Origin of the sequence: Exiguobacterium sp. s160 (genome assembly GCF_018617575.1) — a bacterium.
Lineage (GTDB): Bacteria > Bacillota > Bacilli > Exiguobacteriales > Exiguobacteriaceae > Exiguobacterium > Exiguobacterium aestuarii_A.
Window position 1 is genome coordinate 765,702 of sequence record NZ_JACSKK010000001.1, and the last position, 16,143, is coordinate 781,844.

General features: G+C 46.9%; 15 protein-coding genes. 1 reads left to right on the forward strand and 14 read right to left on the reverse strand.

Annotated features, from left to right (window positions below; all coding sequences use genetic code 11):
- Positions 1 to 65: 65 nt before the first annotated feature.
- The 9 genes from KNO86_RS03995 to KNO86_RS04035 all read right to left on the reverse strand — a co-directional run bounded on the left by KNO86_RS03995 (position 66) and on the right by KNO86_RS04035 (position 8,724).
- Complete coding sequence (locus tag KNO86_RS03995) at positions 66 to 479, reverse strand: DUF2231 domain-containing protein (protein ID WP_214693208.1); 414 nt, start codon at positions 477 to 479, stop codon at positions 66 to 68.
- Between the two features lie 98 nt (positions 480 to 577).
- The gene (locus KNO86_RS04000; protein ID WP_214693210.1) at positions 578 to 1,450 is read right to left on the reverse strand and encodes a DUF1002 domain-containing protein; all 873 of its coding nucleotides are present in this window, start codon (positions 1,448 to 1,450) and stop codon (positions 578 to 580) included.
- A gap of 104 nt (positions 1,451 to 1,554) precedes the next feature.
- Complete coding sequence (gene thrS / locus KNO86_RS04005; RefSeq protein ID WP_214693211.1) at positions 1,555 to 3,498, reverse strand: threonine--tRNA ligase; 1,944 nt, start codon at positions 3,496 to 3,498, stop codon at positions 1,555 to 1,557.
- Between the two features lie 299 nt (positions 3,499 to 3,797).
- The gene (gene dnaI / locus KNO86_RS04010; RefSeq protein WP_214693213.1) at positions 3,798 to 4,712 is read right to left on the reverse strand and encodes a primosomal protein DnaI; all 915 of its coding nucleotides are present in this window, start codon (positions 4,710 to 4,712) and stop codon (positions 3,798 to 3,800) included.
- A gap of 4 nt (positions 4,713 to 4,716) precedes the next feature.
- Positions 4,717 to 6,069, reverse strand: coding sequence for a DnaD domain protein (locus KNO86_RS04015; protein ID WP_214693215.1), 1,353 nt, complete (start codon positions 6,067 to 6,069; stop codon positions 4,717 to 4,719).
- Between the two features lie 40 nt (positions 6,070 to 6,109).
- Positions 6,110 to 6,577: a transcriptional regulator NrdR gene (gene nrdR / locus KNO86_RS04020; protein WP_012726705.1), complete on the reverse strand. Its 468-nt coding sequence runs from the start codon at positions 6,575 to 6,577 to the stop codon at positions 6,110 to 6,112.
- A 12-nt stretch (positions 6,578 to 6,589) separates the two neighbouring features.
- Positions 6,590 to 6,961 carry a hypothetical protein gene (locus KNO86_RS04025; protein ID WP_214693217.1) on the reverse strand — a complete coding sequence of 124 codons (372 nt, stop codon included), beginning with the start codon at positions 6,959 to 6,961 and terminating at the stop codon, positions 6,590 to 6,592.
- A gap of 112 nt (positions 6,962 to 7,073) precedes the next feature.
- Complete coding sequence (gene speD, locus KNO86_RS04030) at positions 7,074 to 7,460, reverse strand: adenosylmethionine decarboxylase (RefSeq protein ID WP_026825618.1); 387 nt, start codon at positions 7,458 to 7,460, stop codon at positions 7,074 to 7,076.
- 232 nt (positions 7,461 to 7,692) lie between these two features.
- Positions 7,693 to 8,724, reverse strand: coding sequence for a glyceraldehyde-3-phosphate dehydrogenase (locus KNO86_RS04035; protein ID WP_214693218.1), 1,032 nt, complete (start codon positions 8,722 to 8,724; stop codon positions 7,693 to 7,695).
- 157 nt (positions 8,725 to 8,881) lie between these two features.
- Between KNO86_RS04035 and KNO86_RS04040 the strand changes: the two genes are divergently transcribed.
- Positions 8,882 to 9,364, forward strand: a complete 483-nt coding sequence (locus tag KNO86_RS04040; RefSeq protein ID WP_214693224.1) for a site-2 protease family protein — start codon at positions 8,882 to 8,884, stop codon at positions 9,362 to 9,364.
- A 23-nt stretch (positions 9,365 to 9,387) separates the two neighbouring features.
- On the opposite strand, the gene coaE is transcribed toward KNO86_RS04040, so the two are convergent.
- From coaE to KNO86_RS04065, 5 genes are all read right to left on the reverse strand, one after another.
- Positions 9,388 to 9,993, reverse strand: coding sequence for a dephospho-CoA kinase (gene coaE, locus KNO86_RS04045; protein WP_214693225.1), 606 nt, complete (start codon positions 9,991 to 9,993; stop codon positions 9,388 to 9,390).
- Positions 9,994 to 10,005: 12 nt separating this feature from the next.
- Complete coding sequence (gene mutM / locus KNO86_RS04050; RefSeq protein ID WP_214693227.1) at positions 10,006 to 10,833, reverse strand: DNA-formamidopyrimidine glycosylase; 828 nt, start codon at positions 10,831 to 10,833, stop codon at positions 10,006 to 10,008.
- Between the two features lie 21 nt (positions 10,834 to 10,854).
- Positions 10,855 to 13,449 (reverse strand): DNA polymerase I, encoded by a 2,595-nt coding sequence (gene polA / locus KNO86_RS04055; RefSeq protein ID WP_214693229.1) that lies wholly within the window; start codon positions 13,447 to 13,449, stop codon positions 10,855 to 10,857.
- A gap of 241 nt (positions 13,450 to 13,690) precedes the next feature.
- Entirely contained in the window at positions 13,691 to 15,418 is a 1,728-nt protein-coding gene (pnpS, locus tag KNO86_RS04060; protein WP_214693231.1) for a two-component system histidine kinase PnpS, read from the reverse strand.
- Positions 15,415 to 16,116, reverse strand: a complete 702-nt coding sequence (locus tag KNO86_RS04065) for a response regulator transcription factor (RefSeq protein ID WP_074033421.1) — start codon at positions 16,114 to 16,116, stop codon at positions 15,415 to 15,417. Before KNO86_RS04065 ends, pnpS begins: the two co-directional genes overlap by 4 nt.
- Positions 16,117 to 16,143: the final 27 nt, after the last annotated feature.

Sequence of the window (16,143 nt, forward strand, 5' to 3'; positions counted from 1 at the left end):
TCTTTCTTATGTACCATGTAAAAACGTCCAGTTCCACATCAATGGAATTGGACGTTTATTCATGTTTACTGTGCGTAAACCATCTGTCCCCCGAGGTGCCCGGCGTATGCAAGAAGTCCCGCTCCCACGAGCGCAATCACAAAACTAAGTGTGATCCATAGCTTCCCTTTCGCACGATATCCTACGGCAAGCAAGACAACAGTGATGCCAAACGCGATCAAGCTGTACAAGGCAAAATGTTCATGGTTTTCAACCATCGCCTCTGTGACCGAAGGAAGGTTTGCTTCCGCATACTCCTCGGCACTGTCACCCGATAGAAATGCCACTCCGCCCGATATCAATCCAGCAACGAGCGTGACGAGTGCAAACAGTCGAAAACTTGTCCATTTGAAGCTAATCAAAATCAAAAGCGTCCCAAACAGTAGAAGACCAATCGGAGCGTGCACGAGCAATGGATGTAGCGGAACACCACCGAGCATAACGATTCCTCCCTAAGATTAAGATAGTGGATGAAAGTTATTTACCCCGTCTGATGATTTCCTTATCCAGTTTTCCTTCTTTTCACAATGATACACAATTAATTCGTGAGCGACTTGAAGAAGTTACTGATTGCTTCAAACAATCTTGCGAAAAATCCTTGGACTTCCTCTTGTTCAAGAAAAGCCTGTACGTCCTGCCCTGCATCTTTTAATCCGTTACTGATCGCAGACCAATCCAGATTCGCTTGTTGCATGTTTTCAAATAGTGTCGTCAATTGGTCGAGTTGTCCTTCAGACAATTGAACGTTATTTTGATTTAACACTTGAATGACGATATCGCGAATCTCAATATTCGTCTCCGGCATTTGGTTCGCGATTTCCGCTTTGATTTCGTTCATGAGACCGGCTACATCTTCTTGACCGACCGTCTTTCCGATTTCAGACGTCACTGCTAACTCTTCTTGCGCAAGCTCTTTTCGCTCATCAGACAGTTCAATTCCGGTTTCGGCCGCCGTTTGATCATACGCCTTCATGATCCCTGTCAACGCAGAAGTACCCGTCACGTTGATTGGCGACGTGATATAGATGTCCGCATCCGTCACACCTGCTGTGACCAATGCGTTCGCATACATATTTTTCGTGACCCACGTCACATTTTCAGTTTGAACATCAAGACCTGTTCCGTCCGTTAATTTAATTCGTGCGGACGAATACATGCCACCCCCACGTTGCGCTTGTGGGACAGAATCTCCTAAATATTTTTCTTCATCCGCTGCCGTCGTAATAATCGGTTCGATTCCCTCTGGCGCGTCCATACGTTCAAGTACCCATTTTTGTTGTTCTGAAGAGAGCGATTCCCCGAGCGTCACAATCGTGTCATTGACGATTGCCTCCGCCCCGACTTTCGGAAGTGCTCCTGTAAATGCGACTGCTCCAATAGTAAGTGCCAATACTGGCTTCAAATAATTCATGAATTATCACTCCTTAATGTTTACGATACGTGGAGACGACAAAATACACATCCGTCTTTAGACCGAAAAAAGCCACCTTTCTAGATGGAAAGGTGGCTCCTTGCTTAGCGTGAACGGTTCGCAATCTCTTCTGTGAGTGATGCGATGAATTCGTCAAGTGATGCTGATACTTGTTCTTGTTGACCGTAACGACGAATGTTGACCGCACGCTCATCACGTTCTTTATCCCCAAGTACGAGCGTCATTGGAATCTTCTTCATTTGCGCTTCACGAATCTTATAGCCGAGTTTCTCGTCACGAAGGTCCGTTTCGACGCGAACCCCACGCTTGACGAGTTCCGCTTTGACTTCAGCGACATACTCATCATGGACATGTGATACCGGAATCAATTTCACTTGTACCGGTGCGAGCCATGTTGGGAATGCGCCTTTGTATTCTTCGATCAAATACGCAACAAATCGTTCCATCGTCGAAACGACACCACGATGCAAGACGATTGGACGATGGTCTTTTCCGTCTGGTCCTGTGTACGTCAAATCGAAACGTTCTGGGAGTAAGAAGTCAAGTTGAACAGTCGAGAGCGTCTCTTCTTTCCCGAGCGCCGTGCGTACTTGCACGTCGAGTTTCGGTCCGTAGAATGCCGCTTCCCCTTCCGCTTCGAAGTATGGAAGTTCGAGCTCGTCCATCGTTTCTTTCAACTGGCTCTGTGCCATTTCCCAAATTGCATCATTATCGAAGTACTTCTCTTTATCGGCAGGATCGCGATACGAGAGACGGAAACGATAATCTTTGATGCCAAAGTCAGCATACACCTCTTGAATCAAGTGAACGATGTCTTTGAACTCTTGTTTCATCTGTTCAGGTGTCACGAACGTATGCCCGTCGTTCAAGACCATGTAACGGACACGTTGAAGTCCTGTGAGCGCGCCTGACATCTCGTAGCGGTGCATCCCACCAAGCTCAGCAATTCGGAGTGGAAGCTCACGGTATGAGCGTGGCTCATGTTTGTAGATTGTCATGTGGTGCGGACAGTTCATCGGACGAAGGACGAGTTCCTCATTGTCCATCTCCATTTTCGGGAACATGTCATCTTGATAGTGGTCCCAGTGTCCAGATGTCTTATACAAGTCGACCGACCCAAGCACCGGTGTATAGACGTGTTGGTATCCGAGTTCGAGCTCTTTATCGACGATATAGCGTTCGACCGTACGACGAATCGATGCACCTTTTGGCAGCCACATCGGAAGTCCTTGACCGACTTCTTGCGAGACGAAGAAGAGGTCGAGTTCTTTTCCGAGTTTACGATGGTCGCGTTCTTTCGCTTCTTCAAGAAGTCGCAAGTGCTCGGCGAGTTGTTCTTTCGTCGCCCAAGCCGTCCCGTAAATACGCTGTAACATCTTGTTGTCTGAGTCGCCACGCCAGTATGCTCCAGCCACGCTCATCAATTTAAAGATTTTCAACTTCGAAGTCGATGGGACGTGCGGTCCGCGGCAAAGGTCGAAGAATTCACCTTGATGATAGATTGTAAGTGTCTGATCGGCAGGAATGTCTTCGATCAACTCGATTTTGAGTGGGTCTCCCAACTCTTTATAGCGAGCGAGCGCTTCGTCACGTGAAACGACTTCACGAGTGATTTCTAAGTTTTCATCGACGATGCGTTTCATCATCTTCTCAATCTCAGGCAGGTCTTCCTCGTTGATTCGGCGGTCCATTTCGATGTCGTAATAGAATCCGTTCTCGATTGTCGGTCCAATCCCGAGATAGATGTTATTCTCTTCTCCGTACAGACGCTTGATCGCTTGTGCCATCAAGTGCGCTGACGAGTGACGCATCAAGTCGAGACCGTCCTCTGAATCTGGCATGACGAGCTCGATTTTGCCGTCCTGTTCAATCGGACGACGGTAGTCGATGAGTTCTCCGTCTAGTTTTGCTGCGATTGCTTTTTTGCGAAGTCCCGGGCTGATTGAGCCTGCGACTTCTTCTGCCGTGACGCCGGCATCAAATTCTTTTACTGCGCCATCTGGAAATGTCAATTGAATCATGTACATCTGTCCCCTCTCAAAAAATGAATATAAAAAAAGCCCATCCCTCAAAAAGGGACGAGCTTTGATTCTCGTGGTACCACCCTCGTTCCCAAGCATCACGCTTGGCTCGAACACACGATAACGAGTGTGAATCGCCGCACGATTGACCCGTACGGTGCTCTGAGGGAGTAAATGCATCGTCGTCGTTAGGAAGCTTCCACCGCCCTTCCCTCGCTAAAACTCGTCTCGATGATCCATATCCTCTTCTATGCATCACTTATATGGTTATTAGTATAGTCAACTCATCCAAGAAAAACAATCCTTTACCGACGTCGATTTTCACCCTTCAGCTCGATTTGGGTCGTCGTCGTTGAAATTCGCTGCATGAGACGCTGTGCCTTCATTTTATTTTGCGCGGACCCATCGATTGAAAAGTGAGTCTCAAGCTCTTCTCCGCTAAAGTTCGAACTATATAACGTCGGCAATCGATGCATCATCCGATATTGGAGAATGATGCCGAACAGTTCGTCGCGCACCCACGGGCTGATCGCCTCAGCACCAATGTCATCAATCAACAAGACAGGCACATGTTGAAACGAAGTTAAAAATGAATCAAACGATTCGGTGCGAATTTTGCGTTTTGCTTCCGAGACGAATCCAGGGGCATGAACTAAAATCGTCTCGATATCCGCCACTTTCAATTCATTGGCAATGGCGGCGAGTAGATACGTTTTCCCGACACCGAAACTCCCGTGTAAATAGAGTCCGTTTACTTTTTGTTTGGACTTCATCCCCGTTACGAAACGCATCGCTTCCCGAAGTGCGATCTTGCGTGCATCGTCCGCCCAATCAAATGACTCAAAGCTCGCCTCACGAACTTCTTCCGGTAAGAACAAGCTCTTAAACTTACGGTCCATCTCTTTTTGGCGTCTAGCTTGTCGATGAGCGACCGTCTCTTCATAGCGAATGGCGATCTGTCCGAGATCGACATAGAGCACCGGTTGATGACCCGGGATGACGGCTTGTTCTTCCATGAACGTCTTCCCATCCATCTGCTCGGCATACTCACTCAGCTTCGTGAATCCAATTTCAATCGCTTTCTCTTCTAACTCAGGATGAGCGTTCAAAAAGGCGATCACTCCTGGATGATTGAGCGTTCGTCTGCGAATCGACTCATACGCTTCGCGGACTTCTTTTCGATTCATCAACTGCGATAACGACTGGTTGATTCGTTCCATCCCCTCACCCCTTCTCTTTCAATTCATTTAATAGTTTTACGAGCTCCGCGTCATCCGGAACGGAAGACTCCAATTCTTTCTTTCTCGCCTGATCATACGATCGCTGTTGTTTCGCTTCATCTTCGAGCCATTTCGGCATCTCGCCTTGTTGGGGTTTCCGACGCGAACCGACAGTCGTCCGCTGTACATTTTCACGTTTTTGTTGCTTCTTCTCAATGAGCGCATCTTGTGACGCTTCTTGCTCCAACGCTTCTTTCGCGTTCGTATAACCAGCCGTCTTCCAACTCGTCGCGATACGAAGGACATAGTTCTCGTTCAGACGAGTCTGTTTCTTCACTTCAATACAATAATAGAAGAGTGCGTTGATCACGCCCGGTGCGAGCCCGAGCGTATCGACGAGTTCGATGACCAACTGTTCGTCACTCTTCGACAGCTGAGGCGTCTTCCGAAGTGTCGATACATACTGATGGGGGTGCGCCGCTTCCATTACCGCTGGATCATGTAAATCTCCCAGTTTGGTCTCTTCAAGCTCCACCGTCTTCTCTTTTCGATGCCGTGTCTGCTTTTTCTTCAACTGTAATACCATCTGACGGCATCCGTCCCGCTTCTCCTGCTCACTGAGCGGAAGATAGGCTTCGTGAACGAAATATTCTTTCAACATCTCCGCCATCGTCTCTTCGTCGAGTTGAGAGACATAGGCCAGTTTTGTGATGGTTTCGTCTAATTTTTTTGTGAAAAATCCGACTGGGAAATTCGTCAATTTCTTCACAATATCCATATCGAACGAATAGTTGATTTCAATCTTCGCACGATCTGGTTTTTCGTAGTTCTTTTGCGTGAACGCTCGATGATTGACACCTTTGACATCAAACACTTCATTAAAGTCTTTCGTCACCTCGACGATTCCCGCTGGCAAAGGGTCAATTGTGAAACGCCCCTGAAGTTGTTTAAAGCGCACTTCCCCTACTTTATAGAAGAGAAAGCTCGATAACAGTCCATCGTTTAAAAACGTATGCGGTGCGAGCGGCACACGCAACTGATAGACGTATTGCGTCAATCGGGCATCTTTCGTTTTGTACGTCCGTACCAATCCAATGGCTTCGAGGCGAAATAGATTATCCGTCAATTCATTGATGGAGTACTCCAACATCTCACACAAGGCACTATGAGACATATAGTTCGATTTCATTTTGCCTGGCTTCAATTCACTCCACAGCGTCTGATACAGCGCGAGCGCTTTGACACCGATAACAGGCTGATATAAGTGGTAGAGGGACTGATACGATTCACGGTCAACAAGACCTGTACTCATAATGAGCAGTTCGTCCGTCCCAAAGATTGTACGTTCTTTCTCCATAGCTCTCTCCCCTGAAAAAGGGCGACCAGCAGGCCGCCCTTTAGTTGGTCGAATTTTCTTGCTTCATTAAATCTTCAAGTTCTTTAAAGAACACAGTGATATCTTTGAATTGGCGATAAACAGATGCAAAGCGGACGTATGCGACTTCATCGACACGCGCGAGTTCATTCATCACCAACTCACCCACTTGCTCACTCGGAATTTCCGACTGCGCGAGGGCGCGAAGTTGTTGTTCGACTTTTGTCACGACCCCTTCAAGCTGTTCAAGCGTGACCGGTCGCTTTTCACACGCACGAATGATTCCACGGAGCACTTTTTCGCGACTGAATTCTTCACGGTTTCCATCTTTCTTCACAATGATGAGGGGTGTCTGTTCCACCGTTTCAAACGTTGTGAACCGATACCCACATTTTTCACATTCACGACGACGTCGAATCGAATAATGGTCTTGCACCGGTCGGGAATCGAGCACTCTCGTTCCATTGTGATCACATTTCGGACAACGCATGCTCAAGCCTCCTTATCGTTCGACAGATTTATTTCCGATAGCACGAAGCGGGAATTGTTGTGTAAGCGCCTCGTAATAGTGAGTAACGATTTGTGCGAGGTCTGTCCCGAGTCGCTGTTCGCGGTTCAATGTAAAATCGACTGCTGTACGACCTCCGTCTACTTGTACGATCGTAATGAGTCCGTCCCATCCGTCACCAATGAACGAGAGTTCGCCACGGTTCGCGTCGATTCGACGGACCGTCTGACCATTTGACTGAATCTGACTTTCTAACCATTGTAAGATTGCGTTCGGAGATGCCGCATAGTAGCGTGTCCGAAGCGATTCATTTTTATGTGTATCTTTCGTTTCAATATGTGTTTGTAACTTATCTAACAGTCCCATAATCCACCTCAACGCCTGAGTTATATACGTTAAGCATATCAAAATTAAGGCAACAACAAAACAATTAAAAGGGCTGACCGTCAAACGGCCAGCCTCAAAAGGTTCTTCAGAATTATTTAGTTAGTGCAACTTGTGCTTCTGGAACACGAATTGGTCCCATTCCACGCTCAAGTTTCACATCTTCACGTACTTTTGCATCCAATCCTTCGGCGATGTATTGCGATGCCGTAGCTGGATCGATTCGATCTCCACATGTGAACACGTCAACCGACGCGTAGCCATGCTCTGGGAAACTGTGAATCGTTAAGTGTGATTCTGAAATGATGACGACTCCACTCACACCGTGCGGCGCAAATTTGTGGAAAGCGACTTCGCGGACTTCAGCGCCCGAACGAAGAGCTGCATCGACGAACAAACGCTCGATGTAGTCGATATCATTCAATTTGTCGGGATTGCACTCCCAAAGTTCTGTAATAATGTGACGTCCCATAGTATCCATATTAGTGGATCCCCCTTTACATCAATGGTCTCAAAGTAGTTGATGATCACTCACTTTGTGCCTGAATCGCCCACAACCACGGGGGCAAGTTAGTCCTAAGAGGTCCTAACCCTTTAAGTTGCGTTTGTCAGACCAATTGAAGTTCACGAAACTGAGTGTAACGTGTTTGGGACGTCGTTACAAGACATTTGTTTAAAAAAATCAAAAATATTTTTTAGACCGTAATATTTTTTTAGGCGTGTGTTTCTTGTTGCCCGATTTGAAGGTAACTCGCCACCATATCCAACAAGTCGACGACACGGCACGAATAGCCCCATTCATTGTCGTACCATGCGAGTACTTTTACATGATTCCCGCCGAGTACCATCGTCGAATCCATATCGATAATCGACGAGCGATCGTCTCCATTGAAGTCAATCGATACGAGCGGTTCATGAGAGACACCTAACACGCCCGTCATCTCTCCAAACGCCGCCCGCTCAAACGCTTCATTCACTTCATCGACGGTGACGTCACGGTGAAGCTCGACGACTAAATCGACGAGTGATACGTTCGGTGTCGGAACGCGGAGTGCCATTCCGTTTAATTTCCCTTGTAGCTCTGGCATGACAAGCCCAATCGCCTTAGCCGCTCCTGTCGAAGTCGGGATGATCGAACTGCCACAAGCACGCGCCCGGCGTAAGTCCTTATGCGGGTTATCAATATTATTTTGGTCATTCGTGTACGCGTGAACAGTTGTCACTAAACCTGTCTCGATTCCGAATGTCGAATGCAATACTTTCACGACAGGTCCTAGACAGTTTGTCGTACACGATGCATTTGAAATGATGTGGTCTTCTTCCGGGCGATAGTCTCGATCGTTGACCCCCATCACAATCGTGCGTAAATCCCCTTTCCCTGGCGCAGTTAAAATCACTTTTTTCGCCCCTGCATCTAGATGAAGTTTTGCCCCGATATCCGAGTTGAACTTCCCTGTCGCCTCGACCACGATGTCGATGCCAAGGTCTGCCCATGGTAAACGTGATGGATCACGTTCTGAAATGAGTTCGATTCGCTTCCCATCGACTTCAAGCGCATCCCCTTGCGCTCGAACTGTCAATCCGAATGGACCGTGAATGGAATCATGTTTGATGAGATGAGCGAGCGTTTCCGCAGGATAACTCGCATTGATCGCCACGATTTCATGACGTCCCTCAAGCATCAATTTTCGGAATACCATTCTCCCGATTCGACCGAATCCGTTAATCGCAACTTTTGTCCCCATGCTAAATCCCCCTTTTTCTACATTACGGTTTCATTATAACGGATAGCTGTAAGCGTTTTCACTATGATTCGTCACATTTTTTTCATTTTTCTTTGTTTATTTTTTGAAAATGAGGGAAATTTCTTGTCGTGAAGCACAACAGAAAGGAGGCGTCACCATGTTTGATTGGGGAGATATCGATAAGTTCTTCATTTCGTTTTTCATCATCTTACCGATTGTGACGTTGATTCATGAGTTCGGACACTTCTTTTTCGCAAAGTTGTTTGGGGGCTCGCTCGACATGCAAATCGGCACAGGAAAAAAACTATTTAAAGTAGGACGTCTTCAAGTGAACCGCGTCTATTTTTATGATGCGTGGTGTCAGTTTACAGATTTAAAATGGAGCAACAAGGTCACCCGCACGCTTGTATATGGCGGTGGAGCCATTTTTAATCTGGCGAGTATCTTAATTGTCAATGCGTTTATCTTAAGACGAGATATTGAACCGACGTTGTATACGTATCAGTTCGCCTACTTTTCGTTTTACTATATTTTCTTTTCACTGTATCCCATCTATTATTCGAACGGTCACCCAAGTGATGGACGTGCCATTTATGATACGTGGAAGAAAGGATCACCCGAATCCGATCCATTAAACTAACCAAACGAAAAGAAGGCGAATGATCATTCGCCTTCTTTTTCAATCGTCTTAAATTGTTCGACCAAACGGTCAATTTGCGGTGGTAAGTCACCGAGTGAACCGTTGTTATTGACGAGAAAATCGGCCTGATGCTTTTTCTCTTCAATCGGGATTTGAGAATGAATGCGAGCGAGTGCCTCTTCTTTCGTCAATCCATTCCGCTCCATGAGACGCATCAGTTGAATCTCTTCGCGACAATAGACGACGACAGAATAATCGACGAGGTCGAGCATTGTCCCCTCAAATAGGAGAGGAATATCAAAAATAACGACAGACTCGCCGGATGCTTCATAATCACGCATCTGTTCCTTCATCTCTTCACGAATCGCTGGATGCATCAGTTGATTGAGGTGTTGTCGTTTCGTCTCATCATGAAAGATTTCACGCCCTAGCGCGGGACGGTTTAAGACATCGCCGTCAAAACATTTTGGAAATGCCGCTTTTACACCCTCAATCGCCTTCCCTCCAGGTTCGACGACCGTCCTCGCAATCAAATCGGCATCGATGATCGGAATCCCCTTTTTCCGAAATAGTCGAGACACCGTGGACTTCCCGGTTGCAATCCCACCCGTCAATCCAATTTTCAACATAACGCCCACTCCTTAACGTTGTTGACAGTGTGGACAATAATGCGTGCCACGACCGCCTAGTTTCATCTTTTCAATTTCTTGTCCGCAACGACGACATGGTTCACCGGCTTGTCCGTATACATAAAGTCGTTCTTGGAACGTTCCCGTTGCTCCGTCTGGATTCGTATAACTCCGAATCGTACTTCCTCCACGTTCAATGGCCTCATTTAGCACGGCTACCGCTTCAATGCGTACACGCTCCACTTCTTCGTGCGTCAAACTAGCAGCTGGCCGTGTCGGATGCACACCAGCACGAAACAATGTTTCATCTACATAAATATTCCCTAATCCAACGAAGATGGACTGATCGAGAAGCGCCGTCTTGATAGCGCGTGTCTTCATCCGCTCTAGACGCTTATGCAATGCATCAGTTGTCACACGCTCGTCAAACGGTTCATATGCGAGCAGTGACAGTGGTGGTGTCGTATGAACCGCCTCATTCGTCCGCAACTCCATCGTTCCAAACTTCCGCACATCGTTATAATGTAGGGTCGATTGGTCCGTGAAGTTGATGACGACATGCGTATGTTTAGCCGGTTCTGTGATTGTCTCATATGGGAAGAACTTCCCTTCCATCCGGAGATGGGAGACGAGATACCCGTTCGTTAATTTGAATAAAATAAATTTTCCTCGACGTTCTACATCTGTAATGGTCTCTCCAATCAAATGGTGTACCCATTCTTCTGGCTCGAGTCCCCGAATGATTTTAGGATCAAGCACATCGACAGACTGAATCGTCTTTCCAGAAACGGCAGGTCGTAATCTGCGACAAACCGTTTCGACTTCTGGTAATTCTGGCATACTGATTTCCTTTCTATCTTCTTATTTCGTATCGAACCATGTCGTTCCAACGGCTCCATCCGCACGTAACGGAACATCGAGTGTCACCGTATGTTCCATCGCTTCCGTCACCAATTTTTCTAATGCTTCCATCTCTTCAGCCGGACCTTCAAAAATCAATTCATCATGTACTTGTAACAACAACTTGGATTGAAGTTGCGATGATTGAAGAGCGTGATCGACGTCAATCATCGCTTTTTTGATGATGTCGGCTGCCGTTCCTTGAATCGGTGTGTTGATGGCCGTACGTTCAGCGAATCCACGCAAGTTGAAATTACGAGAGTGAATGTCTGGGATATTACGACGTCGTTTTAACATCGTCTCGACGAACCCATGTTCACGAGCCCGTTCAATCGCAGCATCCATGAACGTCTTCACTCCCGGGAATTGTTCAAAGTACGTATCGATAAACGTTTGTGCTTCTTTTCGTGTGATACCTAGGTTTTGCGAGAGCCCATAATCACTGATTCCATATATGATTCCGAAGTTGACGGCTTTCGCCTGACGACGCATGAGTGAAGTGACTTCCTCATTTGCGACTTTGAACACGTTCGCCGCCGTCGACGTGTGGATATCCTCATCATGCAAAAAGGCCGCCATCATTTTCTCATCTTGTGACATATGCGCCATGATTCGAAGTTCGATCTGTGAGTAATCGACCGCATAGAGTACCCAGCCCGGCTCACTTGCGGTGAACGCCTTACGAATTCGACGTCCTTCCTCTAATCGGATCGGAATGTTTTGTAAGTTCGGGTTGACCGACGAGAGTCGTCCCGTTTGCGTCAATGTCTGCGTGTACCGGGTGTGAATCTTGCCATCTTCCTTCACAACTTTCTGCAATCCTTCTACATAGGTCGACTGTAGTTTCCCGAGTTCACGATAATGCATGATCTTCTCGATGATCGGATGAAGCGGCGCCAACTTCTCAAGGACATCCGCCGCAGTCGAGTAACCCGTCTTTGTCTTTTTCACAGGGGGAAGCGCTAATTTCTCAAACAGGACTACCCCTAGCTGTTTCGGCGAGTTGATGTTGAACGGTTCGCCGGCCAATTCATGAATCGTTACTTCAAGCGCAGACAGGCGCTCACGAAGATCTGTCTCCATGTGTTTAAGTGTTTCCACGTTTACATGAATGCCTGCCCATTCCATCTCGGCTAACACCGAGACGAGCGGTTTTTCAAGCGCCTCATATAATTCCGTCTGTTCGTTGTCTTTCAACTCTGAAGCGACACGTTCGAACAACGTCAAAATCGCATGTGCTTTCTCCGCGAGATGGGAATGGAATACTTCCTCATCAGGGACTTTTATTTTTGCGCCTTTCCCATAAACTGCTTCATCTTCTTCAAGAGGGTATGCGAAATGAGAAGCAATCGAGCTGAGTGACGTTCCACCAGATAAATTCAACAAATATCCGGAAACGAGTAAATCTTCGTAACCGCGAAGGGATAACTGATGACGTTTCAACTGAATGATTGTTTGTTTAGCATCGAGACAAATCGTCGTCTTCGATTCGTCTTCAATCCATTCCTTGACTCGTGCATCTTGTAACAGTGTCACGTCACCGACGGTCAAGCCACGATCTGATGCGATTGCAACCCCAACGATGTCTTCTTCGAAATAGTCATCGTGTAGTTGTTCGAGGAATAGGACAGCTCGAGACAAATCTTGTTCAGAAAGGTCGATGGTTGGCCGTACTTCTTTTTCGACCGTTTCTTCTGTAGAGCTGTCCGCTAATTTACCAATCAACGACTTGAATTGAAGTTCCATGAACAGGGGCTTCACGACAGAAGCATCATAAGGTTTAAAGACGAGATCGTCGACTGTCACATCAATTGGCACGTCCGTATAAATCGTCGCCAACTGTTTTGACATCTTCGCCTCTCGCTCGTTCGCTTCCACTTTTTCTTTCTGTTTCCCCTTTAGTTCATCCGTATGTTCGTACAGGGATTCGACGGTTCCATACGTTGAAATCAACTTGAGCGCCGTCTTTTCACCGACACCTGGGATACCTGGAATGTTATCCGACTTATCCCCCATCAACCCTTTTAAGTCGATCATCTGAATCGGTTGTAGTCCCTCATAACGTTCCTGGAATGCCGTTTCGTCCATTTTTTCGACATCTGTGATGCCTCGCTTCGTCAAGTAGACGGTCACGCGATCATCAATCAGTTGGAGTAAATCTTTATCTCCCGTCACAATCGTCACTTGATCGTATGATGTATCCTTGGAGAGCGTGCCGATGATATCATCCGCCTCATATTGATCAAGTTCTAAGACAGCGATACCAAACGCACGACAGACGTCTCGCACGAGCGGGAACTGTTCGCGTAATTCCCCAGGAGTCTTTTGACGCCCTCCTTTATAGTCAGCAAACGTATCGTGACGGAATGTCTTCTTTGACGCATCGAACGCAACGGCAAAGTGCGTCGGTTGCTCATCTTCCATCAATTTCAACAACATCATCGTAAAGCCGTACACCGCGTTCGTATTTCGACCTGACGCGTCCGACATCGGAGGCAGTGCAAAAAACGCACGATATGTTAAGGAGTTCCCATCTAGGACTAGTAGTTTATTCATTCAATCGACCTCCATTCTTCTCTTCATTCATCATACCATACGGGTACAAGCGTTCGAAAAAAAAGACCCTTTTCTACGAATAGAAAAGGGCCAAATTCTCGACCGTGTGGAGATGAGCACCGATCGAGTCACGAGATGATGAAGAGGTCTCATTCATAAGAATAGCAAGGTTTTGTAAAGTAAATATGAATTGAATAGCAAGGTTTTGTAAAGTGACTAAGAATCAGCGGTCAAGTGGGATTCAAACCCGCGGGAACGTGATGGTGAACGTCGTCCCTTTGCCCTCGACGCTATCGACATCGATTGTCGCATGATGGAGATCGATGATGTGTTTCACGATAGCAAGACCTAGACCCGTGCCACCTGAATTTCGGCTTCTTGCTTTGTCAACACGATAGAAGCGCTCAAAGATTCGACTGACTTCTTTTTCAGCAATCCCGATTCCATTATCCTTCACGCGTAACTTGTACGCATCCTCATTCGCCTCGACGGAAATCTCGACACGACTTCCTTCCGGAGAATAGTTGATGGCGTTCGCGACGAGGTTCATGATGACTTGTTTCATCCGGTTCAAATCGGCCTGTAAGACGGCCGTCCCATGATGCTTCGCCTCTAGATGAATCGACTTTTTGTCCGCTTTCTGACTGAGCAAGAGACATACCTCATCGACGAGCTGGTTCAAGTCGACGGATACCAACTCCATCTGGAAATCATCACGCTCTAATCTCGACAGCTCAAGCAAATCTTCAACGAGCATCTGCATCCGCGTCGCCTCTTTTTGAATGATGTCTAAGAACTGGTCGCGGAGTTCAGGGACTTCTTTAGCCCCGTCGAGTAATGTCTCACTAAATCCACGAATGGAGGTGAGCGGGGTCTTGAGTTCATGACTGACGTTCGCGACAAAGTCTTTCCGCATCTTCTCGAGTCGCTTCAGCTCCGTGATGTCGTTAAATAATAATGTCGTCCCACGAAGCATTCCCGTATCACTGAAAATCGGTGCAGCAGACACCATATACGTTTTCTGATTGAAGCCGGTTCGAATCGACAGCTGACGACGATGAACTTCTTCCGTCAAATACACGTCTTCGATCAGAGTCTCAACATCAGGACTCGGTAACATCCCGTGATAAAATTGTCCAATCGACAAATCATCGTATTGGAACATCTCGCGATACGAACGGTTGACTAATGTGACGATGCCTCGCTCGTCCACGAGAAGGAGCCCTGCCCCCATATATTCGATGAGTGATTCGAGTCGTGCTCGCTGAACCGATTCTCCGAGTGAAATTGACTCCAAATTTCGGGCGAGGACGTTGATTGATCCAGCGAGACTTCCGGTTTCCTCGTCATTTCGCAGTTCGTAAACGCGAGCCCGATAATTACCATCGGCGAGTTCCCGTAAGACGATGGTCGCCTCATCGATTGGTCGTATAAATTGGTTCGTCAGATGCTGAAGGACGAATAAGATGATGAAAAATGAAAAGAACAGCGCGAGCGCGATTGTTAACCAAATTCGATCATACACGCCTTCAAGGTCTGAAACATAACGGATGAACGTTAAATAGACTGTCTCCCCCGTCGCAAGTTCAATCGGTTTTGTGAACTGGATCAACTCATCTTCGTCCGCTTCACCAAACGTTCCGTCTTCAGGCACTAGACTTGGCTCAATCTTATAATCGATTGAGCCGACACGAAACGGTGTCCCGGCGATGACTTCATTCCTGCTATTGAGTAGCAAAATATCAAAGCTACTCCCGTCATCGATTTGACCGACATATTCTCGAATTTCGTCTAGCTCTCCCCCTTCAAGGTATAGGGCAGCGAGCTGAGCATCCTCTTTCAAGCGGTCACGTTCAGAATCCAAATAGAAATCTTTAAACAGTTGGCCGAGCACGATGCCAAGCGTCAAAAGTACGCCCGTGACGAGAAGAATGAGCGTCGTCATGAATCTAGAGCGATACGTCTTCATTCCGAAGTCGGCTCCTCCATTTTATAACCGAGTCCACGAATCGTTTTAATATACGTCGGCTTCTTCGTGACCGGTTCGATTTTTTCACGGAGATGACTGATATGGACATCGACGATTCGCGTGTCACCGACGAAATCGTAATTCCAAATAGCGGATAATAATTGGTCTCGTGTCAGCACACGTCCTTTGTTTTTGGCTAAATAAGCTAACAGTTCAAATTCTTTCGGAGTCAATTCAAGACGTTCTCCTTGTTTGAACACTTCGTAGTTCGAAGCGACAATTTTTACGTCACCAATTTGAATGACATCCTCTTCAACCGCGGTTTCTTGTGGCGCCGAGCGTCTTAGAATCGCTTTGACACGGGCCACGACTTCCCGGGGACTGAACGGTTTCGTCAAATAGTCATCTGCACCGAGCTCGAGTCCGAGAACTTTATCAAACTCATCATCTTTCGCCGTGAGCATCAAAATCGGTGTGTTGACTTTTTGTTGACGGAGTCGTTTACACACTTCAAGTCCGTCCATTTCCGGAAGCATTAAATCGAGCACGATTAAGACGGCATCTTTCTTTTCAGCCAGTTCCAATCCCGTTTTCCCGTCATGCGCGGTCTCCACCTCGAAACCAGCTTGTTCTAAATTGAATTTTAATAACGTCGCAATCGATACTTCATCGTCGACAACTATTACTTTATCAGCCACACTACTTCCTCCTCTTAATCCATCAAA

What these genes read in the sequence shown, in the direction of transcription:
- KNO86_RS03995 (WP_214693208.1), bottom strand. Translation starts at nt 479, where the DNA reads ATGCTCGGTGGTGTTCCGCTACATCCATTGCTCGTGCACGCTCCGATT.
- KNO86_RS04000 (WP_214693210.1), bottom strand. Translation starts at nt 1,450, where the DNA reads ATGAATTATTTGAAGCCAGTATTGGCACTTACTATTGGAGCAGTCGCA.
- thrS (WP_214693211.1), bottom strand. Translation starts at nt 3,498, where the DNA reads ATGTACATGATTCAATTGACATTTCCAGATGGCGCAGTAAAAGAATTT.
- dnaI (WP_214693213.1), bottom strand. Translation starts at nt 4,712, where the DNA reads ATGGAACGAATCAACCAGTCGTTATCGCAGTTGATGAATCGAAAAGAA.
- KNO86_RS04015 (WP_214693215.1), bottom strand. Translation starts at nt 6,069, where the DNA reads ATGGAGAAAGAACGTACAATCTTTGGGACGGACGAACTGCTCATTATG.
- nrdR (WP_012726705.1), bottom strand. Translation starts at nt 6,577, where the DNA reads ATGCGTTGTCCGAAATGTGATCACAATGGAACGAGAGTGCTCGATTCC.
- KNO86_RS04025 (WP_214693217.1), bottom strand. Translation starts at nt 6,961, where the DNA reads ATGGGACTGTTAGATAAGTTACAAACACATATTGAAACGAAAGATACA.
- speD (WP_026825618.1), bottom strand. Translation starts at nt 7,460, where the DNA reads ATGGATACTATGGGACGTCACATTATTACAGAACTTTGGGAGTGCAAT.
- KNO86_RS04035 (WP_214693218.1), bottom strand. Translation starts at nt 8,724, where the DNA reads ATGGGGACAAAAGTTGCGATTAACGGATTCGGTCGAATCGGGAGAATG.
- KNO86_RS04040 (WP_214693224.1), top strand. Translation starts at nt 8,882, where the DNA reads ATGTTTGATTGGGGAGATATCGATAAGTTCTTCATTTCGTTTTTCATC.
- coaE (WP_214693225.1), bottom strand. Translation starts at nt 9,993, where the DNA reads ATGTTGAAAATTGGATTGACGGGTGGGATTGCAACCGGGAAGTCCACG.
- mutM (WP_214693227.1), bottom strand. Translation starts at nt 10,833, where the DNA reads ATGCCAGAATTACCAGAAGTCGAAACGGTTTGTCGCAGATTACGACCT.
- polA (WP_214693229.1), bottom strand. Translation starts at nt 13,449, where the DNA reads ATGAATAAACTACTAGTCCTAGATGGGAACTCCTTAACATATCGTGCG.
- pnpS (WP_214693231.1), bottom strand. Translation starts at nt 15,418, where the DNA reads ATGAAGACGTATCGCTCTAGATTCATGACGACGCTCATTCTTCTCGTC.